At 37.8% G+C, this 20,260-nt stretch carries 18 protein-coding genes; 6 read left to right on the top strand and 12 right to left on the bottom strand.

All coding sequences use genetic code 11. The features are described from left to right. Positions 1-933, top strand: a complete 933-nt coding sequence (locus tag BN999_RS15970) for an ABC transporter ATP-binding protein (protein WP_096272981.1) — start codon at positions 1-3, stop codon at positions 931-933. Continuing rightward, positions 926-2,161 (top strand): ABC transporter permease, encoded by a 1,236-nt coding sequence (locus tag BN999_RS15975; RefSeq protein ID WP_096272983.1) that lies wholly within the window; start codon positions 926-928, stop codon positions 2,159-2,161. The genes BN999_RS15970 and BN999_RS15975 overlap by 8 nt, the downstream gene beginning before the upstream one ends. 559 nt (positions 2,162-2,720) lie before the next feature. On the opposite strand, the gene BN999_RS15980 is transcribed toward BN999_RS15975, so the two are convergent. Then, positions 2,721-3,512, bottom strand: coding sequence for an RDD family protein (locus tag BN999_RS15980; protein WP_096272985.1), 792 nt, complete (start codon positions 3,510-3,512; stop codon positions 2,721-2,723). A gap of 79 nt (positions 3,513-3,591) precedes the next feature. Between BN999_RS15980 and BN999_RS15985 the strand changes: the two genes are divergently transcribed. After that, entirely contained in the window at positions 3,592-4,572 is a 981-nt protein-coding gene (locus tag BN999_RS15985) for a stage II sporulation protein M (protein ID WP_096272987.1), read from the top strand. Here BN999_RS15985 and BN999_RS15990 read toward each other — a convergent pair. The 6 genes from BN999_RS15990 to BN999_RS16015 form a co-directional block, all read right to left on the bottom strand. Beyond that, positions 4,550-5,896 carry a DUF58 domain-containing protein gene (locus tag BN999_RS15990; RefSeq protein ID WP_255247492.1) on the bottom strand — a complete coding sequence of 449 codons (1,347 nt, stop codon included), beginning with the start codon at positions 5,894-5,896 and terminating at the stop codon, positions 4,550-4,552. The genes BN999_RS15985 and BN999_RS15990 overlap by 23 nt on opposite strands. Beyond that, on the bottom strand, positions 5,859-6,788 hold the full coding sequence (locus tag BN999_RS15995) for an AAA family ATPase (RefSeq protein WP_096272991.1): 930 nt from the start codon (positions 6,786-6,788) through the stop codon (positions 5,859-5,861). Before BN999_RS15995 ends, BN999_RS15990 begins: the two co-directional genes overlap by 38 nt. After that, positions 6,785-7,903 (bottom strand): DUF4350 domain-containing protein, encoded by a 1,119-nt coding sequence (locus tag BN999_RS16000; protein ID WP_096272993.1) that lies wholly within the window; start codon positions 7,901-7,903, stop codon positions 6,785-6,787. Before BN999_RS16000 ends, BN999_RS15995 begins: the two co-directional genes overlap by 4 nt. 16 nt (positions 7,904-7,919) lie before the next feature. Beyond that, positions 7,920-8,567, bottom strand: coding sequence for a DUF4129 domain-containing protein (locus tag BN999_RS16005; protein ID WP_176482005.1), 648 nt, complete (start codon positions 8,565-8,567; stop codon positions 7,920-7,922). Positions 8,568-8,589: 22 nt separating this feature from the next. Further along, entirely contained in the window at positions 8,590-9,504 is a 915-nt protein-coding gene (locus BN999_RS16010) for a hypothetical protein (protein ID WP_096272997.1), read from the bottom strand. A gap of 838 nt (positions 9,505-10,342) precedes the next feature. Continuing rightward, the gene (locus tag BN999_RS16015) at positions 10,343-11,119 is read right to left on the bottom strand and encodes a 3-hydroxybutyrate dehydrogenase (protein ID WP_096272999.1); all 777 of its coding nucleotides are present in this window, start codon (positions 11,117-11,119) and stop codon (positions 10,343-10,345) included. A gap of 179 nt (positions 11,120-11,298) precedes the next feature. Between BN999_RS16015 and BN999_RS16020 the strand changes: the two genes are divergently transcribed. Continuing rightward, complete coding sequence (locus tag BN999_RS16020) at positions 11,299-12,138, top strand: N-acetylmuramoyl-L-alanine amidase (RefSeq protein ID WP_096273001.1); 840 nt, start codon at positions 11,299-11,301, stop codon at positions 12,136-12,138. A gap of 58 nt (positions 12,139-12,196) precedes the next feature. Here BN999_RS16020 and BN999_RS16025 read toward each other — a convergent pair whose 3' ends face one another. Both BN999_RS16025 and BN999_RS16030 read right to left on the bottom strand, forming a co-directional pair. Beyond that, a complete protein-coding gene (locus tag BN999_RS16025; RefSeq protein ID WP_096273003.1) occupies positions 12,197-12,667 on the bottom strand; it encodes a GyrI-like domain-containing protein in 471 nt (156 codons plus the stop codon). Positions 12,668-12,748: 81 nt separating this feature from the next. Next, positions 12,749-13,777 carry a MerR family transcriptional regulator gene (locus BN999_RS16030; protein WP_096273005.1) on the bottom strand — a complete coding sequence of 343 codons (1,029 nt, stop codon included), beginning with the start codon at positions 13,775-13,777 and terminating at the stop codon, positions 12,749-12,751. 123 nt (positions 13,778-13,900) lie between these two features. Between BN999_RS16030 and BN999_RS16035 the strand changes: the two genes are divergently transcribed. Next, on the top strand, positions 13,901-15,145 hold the full coding sequence (locus BN999_RS16035) for a hypothetical protein (RefSeq protein WP_096273007.1): 1,245 nt from the start codon (positions 13,901-13,903) through the stop codon (positions 15,143-15,145). A 350-nt stretch (positions 15,146-15,495) separates the two neighbouring features. Continuing rightward, positions 15,496-16,275 (top strand): TerC family protein, encoded by a 780-nt coding sequence (locus tag BN999_RS16040; RefSeq protein WP_096273009.1) that lies wholly within the window; start codon positions 15,496-15,498, stop codon positions 16,273-16,275. A gap of 200 nt (positions 16,276-16,475) precedes the next feature. On the opposite strand, the gene BN999_RS16045 is transcribed toward BN999_RS16040, so the two are convergent. From BN999_RS16045 to BN999_RS16055, 3 genes are read right to left on the bottom strand one after another with little or no spacing between them, the layout of a single operon-like run. After that, positions 16,476-17,519 carry a ribonucleotide-diphosphate reductase subunit beta gene (locus BN999_RS16045; RefSeq protein ID WP_096273011.1) on the bottom strand — a complete coding sequence of 348 codons (1,044 nt, stop codon included), beginning with the start codon at positions 17,517-17,519 and terminating at the stop codon, positions 16,476-16,478. Then, positions 17,500-17,934 (bottom strand): flavodoxin, encoded by a 435-nt coding sequence (locus BN999_RS16050; protein WP_255247493.1) that lies wholly within the window; start codon positions 17,932-17,934, stop codon positions 17,500-17,502. The genes BN999_RS16045 and BN999_RS16050 overlap by 20 nt, the downstream gene beginning before the upstream one ends. Further along, on the bottom strand, positions 17,922-20,141 hold the full coding sequence (locus BN999_RS16055) for a ribonucleoside-diphosphate reductase subunit alpha (protein WP_096273015.1): 2,220 nt from the start codon (positions 20,139-20,141) through the stop codon (positions 17,922-17,924). The genes BN999_RS16050 and BN999_RS16055 overlap by 13 nt, the downstream gene beginning before the upstream one ends. Positions 20,142-20,260: the final 119 nt, after the last annotated feature.

A 20,260-nucleotide genomic window follows, 5' to 3' on the forward strand; every position in this document is an offset into this window, starting at 1 on the left:
ATGGAAGTCATGTTAACAGTGAATGGCCTTGAAAAATCCTTTAAAAATAAGCAGGCCTTAAAAGGAATTACCTTTGAAGTAAGAAAAGGCGAAATCATTGCTATTCTTGGGCCTAACGGTGCTGGGAAGTCAACGACTATTAGAAATATCATGGGAATTATGTATCCAGATAAAGGCTCTATTACTTTCCATAATCACGAAGGAAAGGAAATTCCAAGACATAAGATTGGCTATTTGCCAGAGGAACGCGGCCTTTATAAGAACGTAAAGGTAATGGATATTTTATTATATCTTGCAGATTTAAAGGATTATCCACTGGATAAGGCTAAAGAGAGAATTTTAATGTACTTAAAGAAATTTGATTTAGAAGGAAAAGATAAGGTTTCTATCGATGAATTATCCAAAGGAATGGGACAGAAAGTACAATTTATCGGTTCTATCCTACATGAACCAGAACTACTTATCTTAGATGAGCCTTTTTCAGGCTTAGACCCTGTTAGTCAGGAATTATTTAAAGATGAAATCCGAAATTTAGCAGACAATGGGACAGCGATCCTACTATCTTCACACCAAATGAATTTAGTAGAGGAAATGTGTGACCGATTATTTATGATCCAAAATGGACAAAAGGTCATTTACGGTACATTGGATGAAGTGAAGACAAAATATGCGAACTTTAAATGTACGATCCGAGGTAAAAATAATCTGGAATTATTAGAAAGTATTCCTCATGTACAAAGAGTGGAACAAAAAGACGAATCAGCCGTACTATTTCTAGAACAAGATGTTGAGCCAACTAGCTGGCTAAAAGCCTTACCTAGCAATGTCGTGGTACATGAATTAAAGATGAATCGTATTTCACTACATGAAATATTTATTGATATTGCCACCAATAAAAACTTAATCCAGGAAGCAGGTGAACTAGATGCGTAACTCGATGAAAGTAGCAAAATGGGAAATAAAGCGAAATATGAAGAATAAATCATTTGTCATTGGCCTATTCCTAACACCTATCCTTATTCTTGGATTTGGATTTTTAGGAAGTTTATTTGGTTCAGATGATGAGTCATCCGAGACAACTGTTTTTGTAAATGATCAACTGGATGTTTTTGCAATGCTTACAGAAGCAGTTGACCAATACGAATTAGATTGGGATTTACATCAAACAGATTTATCAGAAGGCGACATAGCTGCTGAATTAGAAAACAATGAGGATACCGCTTATATCTTCCTAACATCTGAAGCATTAGAAAATGGCGTTATTCCAGTATATACAACAGATGAAATCGAATCAGGGTTCAGCTCTCAGGTTCAATTACTAACAGGTCCTCTACAACAACTTAGAATCTCTCAATTAGATTTAACAGATGAGGAGTTAGCAATCATCTCTAGTAATGTTGTGTTTGAAGAGACTTCTGCCGAGGATTATGTAGCAGAACAATCAGGAGCAGAGGAGTCTATTTCCTTAGATAGCCCACTTGAGAAATTAGTACCGGGTCTCTTTGCAGGTATTATACTATTTGCAATAGTTGTGACTGGTATGATGATCTTCCAAAGCGCATCCCAAGAGAAAAAAGATAAAATTGCAGAAATCATCTTGTCCTCTGTAACTCCTGGCGAGCTTATGAATGGTAAGATAATTGGATATTTCGTACTTGGACTGATCCAAGTTGTTGTCTTACTCATCTTCGTTGTACCATTCGCTGCAACTAAAATTGATGAACCAATTATTGAGTATTTATTCGTACCTGAAACATTATTGCTAGTATTCATCGCGATACTTGGTTATCTATTATTTGCTGCCATCTTTGTTGGAATTGGGGCTACAATGGCTGATATGACAACAAGCGGAAACTTCCAAGGATTAGTTATGATGTTACCATTCCTATCCTTTGTATTAATGGCACCGGTATTAAGTAATCCAAGTGGCATAGTTGCAAAAGTTGCATCCTATGTTCCATTCACATCACCGGGTGTGCTAATTATGCGATTAACCGCTCTAGATGAATGGCCATGGGTGGAAATCATCATTGCCATCGTCGTTCTTGTGATCAGTATTCTATTATTTATGAAATTAGCAGGTAAGATATTTAAGGTTGGTATTTTAATGTATGGTAAAAACGCTACACCTGGTGAGATTTGGAAGTGGATTCGTTCATAGGATTCTAGGGAGATGGGGTTCGAATAGACCTTAAAGTCACCTGATTATTCTCTTGCAACATGGGCAAAATGAAGATATGTAAAGCGTTGGTTAGCAAGAGTGAATAGACATTTTCTGTAGCAATATGTATAATATCAGTTAGAGAGTAATAATATAAATAAACCGAGAATGTTGGTAGCATTCCCGGTTTAGCATGATACTGATGTTCAGGTGGATTCCCCACTGGACAAAATATTCCTTTGAAGAACCTCACCCTTATTTTGTTTTAGCGAACAAAGGGTGGGGTTCAACCTTTATTAATCAAATCTTTGATTAATTGTCTAATGAAGTTTAACAGTGTTACTAAAAAAGTCCCACCTGCAAATAGTACAATCATATACGATAGTACTATCTCCATAGACATCCCCTCCTTTCACCATACAATGGCGTCCAGAAGGGAAAGAGTCCCCACCCGATCCAGCGATATCATGCCTGTCTATATTCTATCGCAAATCGTTTGTTATGCAAGGGATTGTTTTGAATTTACAGACCCCTACTCCAAAGGTAACTCTAACTACAGTTATAATTCATACTCCCATTCATCCTTCGTAATCAGATAAAGTGTAAGGAGAATATTTTCTAGTTCTAGAATTTCTTTATCTCTTGCATCTAACCCGATTTTTGGCAATAGTTTTGTGGCAAGTTGTCTTGTAAGCTGTACTCTATCATTCAGTTTAATATTCAGGAATTTCCCACTGTAAATCCTTAGTAGCTCCCACTCTTTTTTCCCTAATGAGCGAAGCGCGAAATCTTTTAGCGCCAAACTATCTTTCGTTAAACCACGTCGCAAAATTTCTTTGTCAATCTTAGAGGTACCCTCTTTTTTAGCAGCACGTTCATGTACAACAATCGTGCCTGCAACCATATCACCTAGTCGTTTATGTTTAGAATGAAAGAAGATAAACACCATCCCTAAGAAATAACTAGTTGGAAGCATGTCAATAATACGCAAGAGATTTCGTATTAAACTGGATAACAATGTGATACTATGGCCATTTTCTTGAATTACTCGAATACCGATTAACTTCTTACCAAGAGTTTTTCCACCGAAGAAAAACTCGGCCACAAAGAAATATCCCCAATTGATGATAAATACAAGAATGATGGCAACTGCAACTGGTACCCATGAATCGGATAGATAAAATATGTCTGATACATTTGCCATTAGAAAGATTAGGTATATGACAATGTTTGCTACAAGTAATAATAATTGATCGATAAGCATTGCAGCTCCGCGACTACCTAGTCCTGCTATTTGATAGTTCAAGGAAACAAATTCCGGTGTCTTTATTTCTATTTGTCCCTGATTCATTTCGGACCCCCCTGTTGATGTTTCACTATTTTAAATTATAATAAAAGATAATAACTAATCCCGGAAAGAAGGTTCTGAAGTGGATATTAAACAATTCATTAAGCTTCACCGCGAAGAATGGAAACAGCTTGAACAGTATATAAGCCAATTGAATAAAGGGAGAAAACATCTCTCCAGTGAGACTATTTCTGAATTTGACCGTTTATATCAGAAGGTAGCTCAGCATTTATCCTATAGTCAGACCTATTTTCCGAATGAAGATGTTACCTATTATATAAATGATCTGGTAGCGAAATCTCACAATCTACTTTATAAGGACCAGATTACTAGTGGTAAACAAATACGAGATTTTTTCACTAGGAAGTTCGTTGGCTTATTATATGAACAATGGAAGTTCATTGTTGTTGCCATGCTCTTATTCTTTGCTGGTGGCTTAGCAGGGTTCCTGGCTATTGTTGATGATCCACTTCATATCTATTCTGTTCTACCTGCTGATGTTTCTCAAAATGTTGATCCTGAACGATTAGGTGAAGGACATGATGCCATTGACTCTTCCCTTGTGTCCGCTGAAATCATGACGAATAATATTCAAGTTGCCATTCTAGCATTTGCAAGCGGCATTACGTTTGGAATATTAACGATTTACTTAATGGTATTTAACGGTCTATTAGTTGGTGCTTTGGCAGGCCTTTTCTGGCACTATAACATGACCTATGAATTCTGGGCCTATATTGTTCCACACGGCATGATTGAGTTAACAGCCATTTTCATTGCTGGTGGGGCTGGACTATTAATGGGTTATAAACTTTTCGCACCAGGAAAGTATTCCCGTGCCTATCAATTAAAATATCACGGGAAACGTGCCGTACAGCTATTTCTTGGTACTGTCCCATTATTTGTTATAGCTGGTATCATTGAAGGCTTTATCACTCCTGCTTCTATTTCATTAGAAGCAAAATATGCGGTCGCAGGAATAACTGTAATTGGTATGGTCTCTTATATTGCCCTAGGGAAATGGCTACCGAAACAAAAGCAAACTAAAGTAAGCCTTGATTCATAATATGAATATAATGGGAGACGGCATCGGTTGCGAGCCGTTCTTCCTTTGCCTCAACCAGTACAAATCCTCTTTTCTCCCATTTCGCCTTCTGTGTTTTCTTGTGTAGTATTTGCTGTTGGGCAACACCTTTTACCATGGCTTGATGGATACTGGTTGGATCTTCTTTAGCTCGTCTTGCTATCAACTCATCTTCCACTGTGACTAATAAGAATAAATGCCGCTTCTTAATCCCTTCAAAGTATGATAGTGTCAGGTCTTCTTGCAAAAATGTTTGAATATCACTAAATAATAGTATTAAACTACGCTTCTTTTGAACGGATTGTAGATATTGTAATGCTTGTAGATAGTTAGATTCTGATGCATCGACTTCCAATTTATAAACAGAGTCCAAAATCTTTTGTAATTGTCCCATTCCTTTATCAGGAGGAACAAAAACAGAAACTTGTTTTGAGAAGGCAATAACTCCTACGTAATCACCATTACCAAGCGCAGCCGCTGCAACTGTAATTGCCGCTTCCAATGCTTTTTCTAGTCGATTAGTATGGCGTAATTCCGCCCCCATCATCCTTCCACAATCAATTAGAATCAACACATGTTTCCCGTGTTCTGGTTCAAATTCATTGGTCATCACCTGTTGCAATTTAGCAGTTTGACGCCAATTGATTTTTCTTGGATCATCCCCAACTACATAGTTACGAATTTGTGCGAACTCTCCAACACCCGTCTTACGCTTCCGAACCTTCATCCCCTCATGCATGAGGTACTTTTGTGCATCCTCTAAGTATTTCTTTGTCTCGGTCAAGTCTGGAATAACATGAACCTCATCCATTACCTCAACAGCCGTTTGCTTTTTCCACAACCCCAAATTACTAACATATCGAATATATAGCTTATTAAGCTCATATACACCTCGGACCGGTGCACTAAAGTCATAAGATAGGTTTACTGTCTTTTTCTTTGGTAGTACGCCATTCAATGGAAATTTCACCTCAAAGGACTGAGGTGTCCCATCGATTAATTGAACATTACAAGTTAAGTCAGATAGGTTCTCTACCTCAATCCCAACCGAATAGGTAATTCCTCTTTCCAGTTGCTTAGGCATACTACGTCTGAAAATAAGCTGCTTTCTTCTTGGTGTAAAAAATAAATCTATGAAACTGACAAGTAAAACCATTCCATTTAATGCAAGTAGAGCTACCCAGGATATACCAACTAAAGTTAATAACGTAATAGTAAACGAAATAATGAGATAGCAGACAAGAAATCTCTTCGTCGGTACAATCCCTCTATCTTGGAACAGGAACCGACCCCACAAGTTCTTCAATAACTTGGTCAATGTTCACTCCCTCCAATTCCATATGTGGAGATAGCTGAATACGATGGCGTAATGCTGGTTTTGCTACCATTTTGACATCATCTGGTGTTACATAATCACGCTCTTGTAAATAAGCCCAAGAACGAGCCGCCTTTCCAACTGCAATGGCAGCCCTTGTACTAGCGCCGAAACGAATAGTGTCGGTTTCCCTTGTACGACGGACAATTTGCATTATATAGGCTAAGACCTCTTCACTAACTGTCACTGCTTCGATTTCTTCTCGGATGGATAAGAATGTATTCATATCCATTACAGACTGTAGTTCTTTAATGAAATGCTTATTTTCTAGTACATTTTTTAGTACATTAGTCTCCTCTTCTAAATTGGGAAATTGAATATGTAATTTAAATAGGAAACGGTCCTGTTGTGCCTCTGGAAGAGGATACGTCCCTTCAAATTCGATTGGGTTTTGTGTTGCAACAACAAAGAAAACTTCTGGAAGTTGATAGGTTTCCCCTTGAATCGTAACTTGCTTCTCTTCCATTGCCTCCAGTAATGCAGCTTGAGTCTTAGCTGGAGTACGGTTTATTTCATCTGCTAATAACACATTGGCAAATATAGGTCCTTTCAAAGTCTGGAATGTACTATCCTTCATGTTGTATATCGTACTACCTGTAATATCACTTGGCAGTAAATCCGGTGTAAATTGAATTCGATTAAATTCACCACCAAGTAGATTAGCAAGTGTTTTCACCATCTGTGTTTTACCTGTACCTGGCACACCTTCTAAGAGTACATGCCCACCTGACAAGATTGCAGATAATAACAAACGTAGATTGGTAGATTGTCCTAGTATTCTTCTTTCATAGTTTTCGATTAAGGATGTTAATTCCGCTCTCATCCTTCCTCCACCTCTTTCCGTAATCGGTCCAAACGCTTAGACCATAATAAGTATTCTTGCTTCGTTATCTGTTGTTTTTTCAGTACCGACTCTATCTCATCTAAGAGTGTAGACAAATCTTCACTCGTCATCTCATTAACTTTTGTTATTAGTAGTTCTTTTAGATCCTTCCATTCCTTTTGATGGGATATGCCCCATTTTTCTCTGAGGATTAATCGTAGATACTCTGCTTGGTTATTCAGTGATTCCTGGTAAGCCTTACCCTTTTGATACCAAGTAGCAAGTGCCGTTATTCGCTCATCACTGAAACGAACATAATCCTCTCTTGGAATCTGGATTGGCCCGAATCGTTTTCCTTTATAGAGCAACCATAATAGAGTTAATAGGATCAATTGTAATCCTGCTACTAGTAACCACATTGGATAGACCTCTATCACACCGTTTCCTTTGGATTGATGGGTATACTCATCGAATAACACACCATTCCAACTTTCTTCTTCTAGCAATCCGAGAACGACGTCAAGATTATCTTCTTCCAAAATATATTGGTTAACTAACCAGTCAGGGGAATTTACTGCTATTAAATGTCCATCACCAATTTCACGCTTTATGGCAATAGCACCTAAATCATCTTGCAGTAAGACTTGATCACCATCTTCAGGTATTAGTCGTACCTGTGAGAACATTGTTACGTTAAATTTAGTTCCATCATCGCTTTTTAATGTGGTAGTTTCACTATCCATTACACCAAAGTCTGTACTTATATCGAACATTCCTTCTAAATTACGCTTAAAAATCAGGATTGTATTCCCCGCTTCTACAAATTCAATGTAATCTTCCATGATAGCCTGTTCTGTAACTAATGCAGGCTCAACCATAAGAAGAAGTTTACCCTCTTCTTTCTGTAATAGAGAGGGCTCATGTTTAAAGAGCTGGGTACCATTCTCTTCTTCCATATATGTATAAAAACCTTTCACCCCTGATGGTGAGGGCGAGGTAGAAAGAAATGGTGGGTAATCTTTTGGCTTATTTGTATTAAGCACAACGCTAACGGTGACGAAGATGATTAACAGTACCGCGAGTCCAACCCATGTTTTTTTATTTGATTTCTGCAATTCTAAATCGCCCCCCTTACCCTTCTACCATTCCACTTTCGGGTGGCTCTTCCATCCACTGTAGAACCATTCGCTTGTAGCTTTCATAGGATGCTGTTTCTACCTTTCTTTCTCCATAAACAACATCATCAAATTCCCTAGCCAACTGATTAAAGCTCTCTGCTCGTTGATTATCTAAACGCCGCAATTCCTCGAAGTACTCCCAATTGGTCTTCCAAATCCTTGCTTCTAAAAAGCCATTTTCATGGAAATACAATAGTAAAGCAAGAAATAAATGGCGTGTTGAAGCTTGAAGATCTCCTTTTTTCTCCTGTTCCTTGGACTTCGCTATATGATCATGATAGGTCCAGTCTCTCTCACTCTTATGATATAACGGTGTCTGCTCTTTGAAATTATTTTTTCTCTTGAAGTACCGAACAAAAAAGAAGATCGCAATAATCACCAAAATGAGGACAACTAGACTTATGATGATGACTAGACCTGTCGCAAATCCATTAGATGGTTCGAGCGAAGTGAAAATCTTCGCTAATAGTTCTTGAAACCATTCCACAACCGAGTCCCACCATTTCTCTAGGAAATTTCGGTTGTCTTCGTAGTATATCTGGTATTCTCCAGTATTTATTATTTCTTCCAATGTGTCTCTTGCTTGGTTTACATCTATCATTCTCATCACCTTAATTTAGGGGTTATGGATTGGGAGATTCATAGTCTTCAATCATTTCCATTAAATCATCGCCATCATTACGTAATTTCAAATCTAAATAAATAAGGGCATAACCAACAGAGAAAAACACTGTTGTAATAATGGTAACGATATTAATAATAATGGAGTATAGGACACTATATCCTAGAAAAGCAGTACCAAGTAAATCAAATACGACACTAATAATGATGGTAATCGCACCGATGACCACAATCAGTCCAAATGTTCTCCAAAAGTTCTTCCGTGTTAAATGCCAGCTTCTACCAAGACCAGGTGCGCATGGTTCAAATGCTACTGCTGGAAGGTAGAGGCTCCACCTCGTGAGAAAGTACGCAACCACACTACCAAAAGCTAAAAATAAGAGGATAAAATAGATCACTCCTGCTAATGGATTTACAAGCGCACCACCCGCCGTAATGACAGTGATGATGATGACCGATACTAATATCATTCCAAATACAATGACTCCAAATAAAAGAGAACTAGCAAAAATTGGCCAGAATCGTGAGAATGCTTGTTTAATGACAGAACCTGCAGTAAATTCTTCTTTATCACGTATCGCTTCAATTGCGTAAATAACTGCTGCTTGCGCTACTGGATATAATACAATAGTTGCAAGGCCCACTATTATTGCTCCGAGGTCCTCAGCAAGTGTAGTTGTTCCGTAAAGAGAGTCATCGACTGTGTTGGATAATTGTTCGAAGAAAGAACCTCCACTAGACACCTCACGAAAGAAGCTTGAGCCAGCTAATAGCGAGACTATTGCATCCAATATTACTATTGGTCCTACAACGATTAACATGATCATAAAAAATGTTGAGAAGTTATTTTTGCTTAAGCGGAATGTTTGGTCTAACACTGCCCCGAAGCTTTTTGGTTTTGTAAAGTGATCTTCCATAATAATCCCCCTGTTTTAAGTAGATAAAATATTTTTAACTTTTACTTTCTATTTTACCATTATTCGTATTTTATTCGATAAATTTATTTTATGTTGTTTTTGAAATGTTTGGTGCTTCTTATAGTTGATAGAAACTGTGCGATACATATTCATAACTCTTCCACATAATTAACGGGGGGTAGTGGAATGTTACCGCTTTGGCAGAATACTCGGCTTTCCGCGGGCCCGGCCTCAGCCTCCTCGAGGAAAGTTCGCCTCTCTAGGGGTCTTCGGACACGTGCTATTCCCGCAGGAGTCTCCGTATTCTGCCTACGCTAGTTTTGATTTCTAATTATTGTTAGTTATTGAATCGTGTTATTGATTTAGAGATTCTAAAACCTTTTAAATCGTTACTAGCGAAGGAAATACACGGAGACTCCTTGAAAAAGAAAAACACTTTTTCTGCGTGCGATGTATCGCTTTCGTAGCGTCCCTTGGGACTGCGATTACTCGCCCCACCGAAAACCATTGTCCTGCGGGAGGATAGGCATCGGTGAGACCCCGCAAGACTAAATAGGGGTTCAAAGGCTAAGTGCGCCTCATCCTGAGGCAACGCCTTTGTGACCAACATCCTGTTGGCCCGCGGCAAGGTAGACACTGCGACGGTTCTCTCGAGCAGATGTCGCCCCTGTGCTGACAGTAAAAGCGGAGTGTATTTCCGTAGCGGGTACGGTGCTCTATCCAAAATACTTAGTTACTGCATTGTCTCTAATCAATTATGCGATTAACAATATTCTTTAAAAAGATAGCAAAATAAAGATACCTCATTAGGGGAATTTTCCACTTATGAGGCATTTTTTTATTGAGCTGTGTATCCTCCGTCTAATACTACTGCTTGTCCGGTTATTCCTCTTGCTTTTTCGCTTGCTAGAAATACTGCGTAGTTTGCGATTTCTTCTACATCGAGGAGTCTTTTCTGTGGTACAAGTGGGTAAATTACCTCTTCTAATACTTGGTCTAGTGCTACATTTCTTGTTGTTGCTAAGTCCTGTAATTGGTTCCGAACTAGTGGTGTATCTACATATCCTGGACATATTGCATTAACGGTAATTCCATGTTCTGCTGCCTCTAAAGCAGCAACTTTAGTTAATCCAATTAGGCCATGTTTGGCACTATTATAAGCTGCCTTTCCTGCAAAACCGATTAATCCATTTATAGAAGCCATATTAATAATCCTTCCGCTTCCTTGCTTTTTCATAATAGGTAGTGCATATTTAGTAGCGACAAATGGTCCAACTAGCATGATTTGGGTCATTTTTTCGAAAGTTGAGGTTGGAAAATCTTCAATCGGAGAAACATACTGCATTCCAGCATTATTAATTACTACATCTAACCTTCCAAATTCAAATACTGTATGCTCAATAGCTTTTCCAATATCTTTTTCACTGGTGACATCACATCGTATTCCAGATACTTCATATCCTAAATCCTTTAACCCTGCCACTGCCTCATCTAGTTTTTCCTGATTCATGTCTGAAAGCATAACCTTTGAACCATGTTCTGCGAATTCTTTCCCGATTGCATACCCAATTCCACTTGCTGCTCCTGTTATGAATACCACTTTATTTTCTACCATCTTTTCTCCTCCCGAATTGCCTTGCTATTGTAAGTCTGTTGTTTACTTCTTCATTCTTTAATCATTTCGACAGTACCTTCTATTTTCCTGCCAATTCGCTTTGAGAAAATTGTTTGTTTAAAAATAGGGATTTAAGGAAAATCTTACATTGGAGTACTTTTTTATTTAAGGAGTTTCACATGTACTATATAAAACATATCTCTTTACTAGTAACTTGTTTACTTTTTCTTACGGTCACCTTAGCTACTACTGCACACGCAAAAGAGGATCAAATCTATAAAGTCAATGCAGATTGGTTAAATATCCGTAATGCCCCGTCTGAACAAGCAGAAATTGTTGGTAAACTAAAGAGAGGGAATCAGGTTAAGATATTCGGTGAAAATTCCGGATGGGTTCAAACCTATTACAATGGAAATGCGGTTTGGGTAGCTTCAAAACATTTAGAACCTATTCAAGAAAAGGAAGTCTTCTTACCAGATGGATTGCTTGCAGGGTATACAATTGTAATTGATCCCGGACATGGTGGGAAAGATCCTGGTGCAATTGGACATAACGGTGTTCTAGAAAAAGATCTCATACTTGTAACATCACTTAAGATTGCAGAGCAACTAACAAAGAGTGGTGCTGCGGTTATTTTAACAAGGGCAGACGATTCCTTTGTCCCCCTAAAGGATCGTGTATTAATTAGTAATAAAGCGGAAACAGATGCCTTTATTAGTATTCATTTTAATGCTTTTTCCGAGGAATATGTTGGTGGTATCAACACCTATTATTATCAAAGTGGGCAAAGACTTGCGAAGCATATCCAACATGCACTATCACAAGAGGTACCGTTACGAAATAGAGGGGTTATCCAAACTAATTATCGCGTCCTTAGGGATAATAAAAGTCCTGCCATATTAGTTGAGCTAGGCTTTATAACCAATACAACAGAACTTGCAACACTCCAAACGGAAAGTTATCAAGAGAAAGTTGCTAGAGCGATTACTATGGGACTAATTGAATACTTTTGGGAATAAAAAAATATGTCTCGTGATAGGCACCTGAAAATTACCGTAACACGAGACATTCTCTTTTTTATAGTGGCTTTACTGGAATATTTATTGTTAATCTTGGACGTTCGTTAATTGGATGATAATCAGACGGATATATTTCTAAATGTTCAAGATTAATTTGATCATTCAATTGATAGCCTTTTTCTTTAATCCAATTATAGACAGCTGTGTAGGACTCACTAACATCTTCTTCAGGTTTGTGTTGATAGCTTGCATAGGTTAAAGCAGGTACATTGACTTCCACCATATCCTCAAGTACTGTATTCTCCTCATTTACTTCACAGCAAAGATAGTATGTAAATCCTTTATCATCTATATCATAGGACACACCAAAAATAGATTCTTTATTAATCGTGTCAGGCAGTTCCGCTAACCTCATGCGAAATTGCTGCATGATATCTTTGATTTCACCAGCTTGTGCTTGCTGAAATGTTCCTTGCCAACGGACACCAACCGCTTTAATGGCCTCACGCTTTTTAATTGTAATATCCATTCTCTCATCCCCTTAACTAGTTTCGTATGCTCTAGTAAACGTCTGTCTCTTTTTCTATATTAAGGGTAGTTAACATGGGTTTCAATATTTTTTTGCGTAAATCAGCCCTAAGATATCATTAAATTGAATTATTTCTACTTGGTATCCATTTTCACTTAACCAATTAGCCAGTATTGACTTATCTGCAAAGTATTCATCATGAATTACTTCAATTGCAACTTGATTACCTGCTTCTTGGTAGGCTTCTAATACCTTTTTACGATTGGCTTGGTTTTCGAACATTAGGTCTGCGATACAGATTTGACCATTGCTTTTTAGTACCCTTGTCATTTCTATTAATGCTAGTAACTTCTCTTCGTCTGGTAGGTGATGTAATGCATAACTAGAGACTATTGCATCGACAGAATGATCCAAGAGGGGTAAGGCAAGAAAATGGCCTTTTCTTGTTTCAATCTCAGGATGTTTTCCCTTACATATTTCTAGCATTTTCTCAGATTGATCAACTCCAATTACATGTGCCTCTTTCTTTAAGAACCTGGAACCTAAGTTACCAGTTCCAATGCCTATATCTAACACAATATCCTCCGCTTGTATATGCACCTTTTCTTCAACTGTAGCTAGCGCCTCGTCATATCCTTCGTGGACATTAAATACATGCCCTTCTTTCTTGATGTTTTCATCATAATCCATTGCCTGGTCATCAAAATTCCAACGGTCTTGCCATTTACTTCGAATTTCTTTCAGATTTTTTAAGTGATTGGCTAGTTGATGGATGTTATCAACGGAATTACTTCCTGAATCTAACATTTGATCAATCGTTTCAATCATATCACGCATTTCAATCCATTGTTCAAACAGAGCAGAACGTTGAATGTCTAGATATTGACTCATGCTTAAATTCGGGTTATTAAGTAATGTTTTTATTTCCTCAACAGAAACACCTATTTCCCTCAATGCTAAGATCGTATTAATCCGGTACAAGTCATATTCCGTATAGATACGATATTGATTATTTTCATCCTTCTCCGGTGTTATTAACCCTTTACTCTCATAAAACCGAAGTGTCTTTGTGGTTGTGTTTAAGATTTTAGCCGCTTCTTTTATTTTCATAGTTACAATTCCCCCTTGATACAACTATAAACCTTACCCTAAGGGGAAGGTAAAGTACTTTTTTAAAAATTTTTATCTATTCTGTTATAATGTTATCGAATCCAGGCAGAGAGAGGGATAATAATGAATGAACATATTCAAGCCATCGCGGCAGAGCTACAAGACAAGTATGGCTTAGAACATTATGAATTGAAACGAAATCATATATTCTCAGAGACTAATATGGATAATAAAACTAGCTACATCCTTTCATTAGAGTGGTTTCCAACTAATCAAGTAGATAAGGATGATGAGGACTTTAATCCTGATGGTTCTGCTGTAATGGATGTCGATCTTCATACAAACAAATTAAGAAGGATCATTTTTGTAAATGATGTTTCTTATGCTATAGAAGGAATTTTCCCTACGCCTGAGGTGGAGGAAGTAATCGATTGGGTTGAGGGAATGACCGACATGATGTTTGGAAGACAATTCAAGCTGATTGAAGAAAGCGAGAGAAAATTTACCTTCCATGCCACCGTCGATAATATGGAAGTAGCACCAACAGGAAATATAGAAGTTGCCTTTAACGATCGCAATCAACTTACCCTTTTCTCAATAGATGGTGTTTTTCCAACAGAGGATGATATAGAATGGGAGCCGTTCTCTCTAACAAAAGAGGATCTACTGGAAGAAATGAAACAACATGTAGAATTAGTTGAAACGCCAATTGAAGAAGAAGAAAAGTGGGTTAATATCTGGCACTTAAAACCATTCTTCATCCGTAATGATAAGTCAGAAATAATTTTACCTGAAGAACTATTTAACTTGAACACCTTTGTAGACTTAGATGTCAATTTAAAATGGGAGAGTTCTAGTACATATAAGTTCACACCTAAAGACATCGATTTTTCTACCGAAGTTTCTTATGAGGAAGCAATGAAAAAGGTGACTGTAACACCAATCTCAGAGGAAGAGGTCGAGCACTGTTTAGAGGAAACGAAGAAGCTTGTTAGTAGTCTTTTCCCTAAGGATTCAGGAATTTGGACTGTAACAGGTATGTATCCAGAGAAGGACTATATTATTACAGAACTGAAGGGTGATATGTTTAAACCCTATCAGCGAAAATTAAAGGTCATCATTAGTAGAGATCATTATAAGGCAGCAAATTATTGGGATAATCAATTTATTCTTGATATGTACTCCTCTTATAAGGAGTCTGAGGATACATCCATCACTAAAGATGATGCACTAGAAAAGATGTTTAAACATATTAACGTTACGCCGGTATATGTGAAGGAAAACAAATCGAATCGTTATGTATTATGTGCAAAAGTAGATTGCGACATAGTGATTGATAGTGTAACAGGAGGTACTATTAGGTTCTAGCAACTTTTATCCCACTTCCAGAAATTGCAATTGGGTCCTGATGACATACTGGTATAAAAGAAATTTAGTAAAACAAACTATAGTTAGGTAAGGGCACTCACCCAAGTAAAGACAATCTATTGACATACATCCACATTTAGGATTATAATAATACTATAATTTCAAAGGGGAGTAGCTTTAACAGCTATGTCGTCAATTCAGAGTATCTTTGTACTCTCGGCATACCTGGCAACCCACGGTGTTGTTAGCAAGACCTTTGCCAATGTGGTAAAGGTCTATACTTTTTTAGAGGCCTTTATCATGTTAAATGGTAATAGCCTCTATTTTTTATTTTGGAAGGAGAAGGTTTGATGGAAGGAATTTGGCTAGAATATGCCTGGACTTTATTAATACTAATAGGGTTAGAAGGTATTTTGTCTGCTGACAACGCACTTGTTTTAGCAGTTATTGCAAAGCATTTGCCTGATGATCAGAAAAAGAGGGCAATTAACTATGGTATTATCATGGCATTTGTGTTCCGTTTTGCTGCACTATTTGCTATTTCGTTTATCGCAAACGTATGGCAGGTTCAAGCAATTGGTGCCGCATACCTGATTTACTTAGGAGTTAAACATGTCATTCAAGGACCAGAAGAACATAAAGAAGATGCAGCCGAAGAAACTGCCGGAAAAGGTTTCTGGCCTACAGTTGCTAAAATCGGTTTAGCTGACCTGGCATTTGCAATTGACTCTATCCTAGCTGCCGTTGCACTTGCAATTGTTCTACCAGTAACAGGTTTAGGACAATTTGGTGGAATGGACACTGGACAGTTCTTAATTGTTGTTCTAGCTGGTATCGCTGGATTAATTCTTATTAAATTTGCTGCAGGTTGGTTTGTAACCCTATTGGATACACGTCCTGGTCTTGAAACAACAGCTTATTTAATCGTTGCTTGGGTTGGGGTAAAACTTGCTGTTATCACGTTAAGTCATGATAAGGTTGGCATTTTACCACATGACTTCCCACATAGCACTGGATGGACTATCGCATTCTGGGTAATTCTACTTGGAATTGCGGTGTTTGGTTGGATACTATCTGGTAAAACCGCTAAAAAGGAGAAAGAAGTTTCGAGAGAAGGTTCTTCTTCTTAAGCATTATGAAGATAACAAGACAATAGTTCTTAATTAGAGAAAATCCGAACAGTAATGATAAATTCTTTTATTGGAATTTACATTAGTTCGGATTTTTCTTTTTGCTTTTGATAGATGCTGTTCGGCTAATAATTAATACTTGAGAGCATCATACCCGCTACGGAAATACACTCCGCTTGTAAGAAGGAGACGAATAGATTTTATAAGTCATCGAACCCATTTAAATCGCTGGTTTTTGTATACTGTCTGGATTTTTGCTCAAAGAAATCTGTTTTTGTCCCATCTATATTATCAACATAAGCACTGATCCATTTCATTGGATTTTCCACATAGTCAGGATAAGTTTCACTTAATCCAAGTAATCTGAGCATTTTGTTTGCTCGGTACTTGATATATCCTTGCATTTGCTCTAAATCTATTCCCTCTATCGCCGATAGAACATAAGTAGACCATTCGATTTCTAGATCGACCGCGATTCTGAACTCCTGATATACCCAATTCACAAAATCCTCATTGTTAAGATCAGGATATTCTGTAAGTGTTGCACGGAACAGCTCTGATATAAATCTCCCATGCTCCAGTTCATCCCGATTAATGTAACTTATCATTGTAGAAGTTCCAACCATTTTATTATCCCTTGCCAGGTTATAGAAAAAAGCAAATCCAGAGTAGAAGAATAATCCCTCTAATAGAGCAGTATATACGAGGGTCTTCAAGATGTTTTCAACACTAGGCTCTTCAACAAAAAGATTGTACCCTTCGATTAGTCTTTCATTTCTTTTTAGTAAAATAGGGTCCTTTCTCCCGAGCTGGAATGCTTCATTTTGCTCCATTAACGATACAACCGATGAAAGGACATATGAATAGCTTTCATTATGTACCGCTTCCTGTTGAGCAATCACAGCCATTATCGATTGTACGGATGAATCTGTTGCATGCAATGAAATGAGCAATGCCGTTCTGGTCTGCGGTGCATCTAAAGTTGATAACAAGCCAATTATTTTTAAGTATGCGTCTTGTTCCGCTTCTGTTAGCATCGGAAACTGTTTTACATCGGAAGACATATTAATTTCATCAGCCTGCCAGTAGTTTCCCACTAACCGCTTGTACATTTTATACCAATGTGGATACTTAATATCATTCCAATTCAAGATTCCACTAGACTCTCCGCCAAATACCTTTGTTGATTTATTTGGGAATCGCGGTTCCATTGTTTTCGCCTTATTAAGCAATACGCTTGCCATGCTGCATTACTCCTTTCAACCATGTATCGATTAAACTTTCTTGAGACCCTCTAGGTGATTGCTCAATTTTTAATCCTGGCCATTTACAACCATAGAATTTAACAAGCTTATCTACTGCACCACAAAAGTATCCAAATTGCGTATCTCCTGTACCAAAAACGGCAATGTTAGTTGGCTTATAACCAATTTCCAGGACAAAGTCCTTCACTTCATCCGGTGTAGAGCCGTTTGCCCACGTAAAAGTTCCAAGTAACAGAACGTCATAATTAGATGGATGGATAGGTGCATCAATACCAATCCGGTGCATATCCACCGATGCTTCCCGAGAAAGAAGTTTTTTCTGAATAAGCTCTGCCGTTTCTTCCGTATTTCCACTGTATGATAAATAAGCTATTGCTACTCTCAACTTTGACACCACTCACATTCTTCGACATCATTTGAGGTTGACCTTACATAATAGGTTGTTTTCAACCCTTCCTTCCATGCTTGAAGATGTAAATCGAGTAAGACAGAAGCTCGGATTGTGTTTGGAACGTAAAAGTTAAAGGAAATACTTTGATCAATATGTTTTTGACGAGCAGCATTCTGTTTAACTGACCAGCGTTGGTCAACAATATAAGCGGATCGACGATAAATATTGTACGTATGATGATCCAATTCCGGTGCAGTTGTTGGAATCTTAAAGTCCTTCTTTTCTTCATGGTAAAAAGACTTAAAAACTGGGTCGATGCTCGCCGTTGATCCTGCAATCATAGCAGTAGTAGAATTCGGTGCGACAGCCATTAAGTATCCGTTTCGCATTCCATTTGCCATTACTTGCGACTTTAATTCCTGCCATTCGGGACTGGTATATCCTTTATCGTCAAAATAGGCACCTGTATTCCACTTACTTCCTGAAAAAGCAGGATAACTTCCTTTTTCTGCACTTAACTCCATACTGCTTTGAATCGTTAAATAGGCAATTTTTTCATAAAGCTCGTCTGCAAATTCAACAGCCTCTTCAGATTCCCATTGAATGTTCTTCTTGGCGAGTAAATGATGCCAACCAAAAGTTCCCAGGCCAATTGCGCGGTATTTTTGATTGGTCATTTGAGTTTGCATAATAGGTAACGTATTAATATCAATCACATTATCAAGCATTCGTACTTGGATTTTGATTAATCGTTCTAGTACTTCTTCTGTAACAGCCTTCCCTAAGTTAATGGAACTCAAGTTGCAAACAACGTAATCACCTGGCTTATACTTTTTCACAAGATAGCCATTTTCGTCAGTATGTTCCTCCAAAAACTCAGTCGGAGATTGGTTTTGCGTTATCTCTGTACACAGATTGGAACAATAAATTATCCCATTATGATTATTGCTATTTTGTCTATTCACTTCATCTCGGTAAAACATAAACGGGGTACCAGATTCTAATTGAGACTTCATAATTCGCTTCATGATATCAATTGCTGGCACTTTTTTCTTGGATAACTGATTACTCCCGACACACTCAACATATTTTTCTCGCCAAGAAGCACTCCCCTTTTCTTCGTCGTAAAAGTCTTCTAGAGAAAACCCCATCACTTCACGAACTTCATGTGGATCAAATAAATACCAATCACCTCGTGCTTCCACCTGTTCCATGAATAAATCCGGAATACATACTCCGGTAAAAATATCATGGGCACGCATACGGTCGTCACCATTATTTAATTTTAAGTCGAGAAAAGATTCGATATCTTTATGCCATATATCCAAATAGCATGCGATTGCGCCTTTGCGAGTACCCAACTGATCGACACTTACCGCAGTATTATTTAACTGCTTAATCCAAGGAACCACACCACTTGACATTCCTTTAAATCCTTTAATGGAGCTTCCCCTTGCGCGAATTTTCCCCATGTAGACACCAATTCCGCCACCGTTTTTGGAAAGCTTTGCGATATCGGTGTTGCTGTCATAGATGGACTGCAAGCTGTCATCCACTGTATCAATAAAACAGCTCGATAACTGACCATGAGTTTTCCCCGCATTAGCCAGGGTGGGTGTTGCCACTGTCATATATAAATTACTTAAGGCCCAATATGACTCTAGTACCAAATTTAATCGCACCGATTGATCTTCGTCTTGCATGAGATGCATGGCAATAACCATCCAGCGCTCTTGTGGTAATTCATAAACATTCTTTTCGTGATCTGTTGCTAAGTATCGATTTGCTAAGGTATATAGTCCTAAATATGTAAAAGTGAGATCCTGTTCTGGATTTATTTTTCCAGCAAGAAAATCTATTTCTTCTTTACTGTATTTATCTAATAACTTAGGGGTATAAATGCCACCTTCCGTTAACATTTCTAGTAGGTTATAGAAGTTTCCGTATTTTTTTGCTCCATCATAACCACGATTATTAGCTGCTTGATGATACAAGCTTTGTAATAAAAATCTACTGGCAACAAATGTCCAATTAGGATTTGCCTCATCCATGTTTTCCAGTGCTTTCTTCGCAAGATAATCTGCAGCTTTTTCAATTGTAAATTCATCAGGAATATTCACATTCCATTCCGCGGAATTGATTTGTAAGTCTTTCATAGCAAAACTAATTAGTTCATCAATACTTTCTTTCGTTGTTGTTTCTGTTAACATCCGTATAACCTCCTAAAATATAAAAGCCGCTCACCCAAGGGATGAACGGCACATAAAAACGACAGAAATTATCCAATATGCATAACTCCATCGTCTCATGTTCTTTCAACCCGAAGAAA

Source organism: Paucisalibacillus globulus (assembly GCF_900184735.1).
Taxonomy (GTDB): Bacteria; Bacillota; Bacilli; order Bacillales; family Amphibacillaceae; genus Ornithinibacillus; species Ornithinibacillus globulus_B.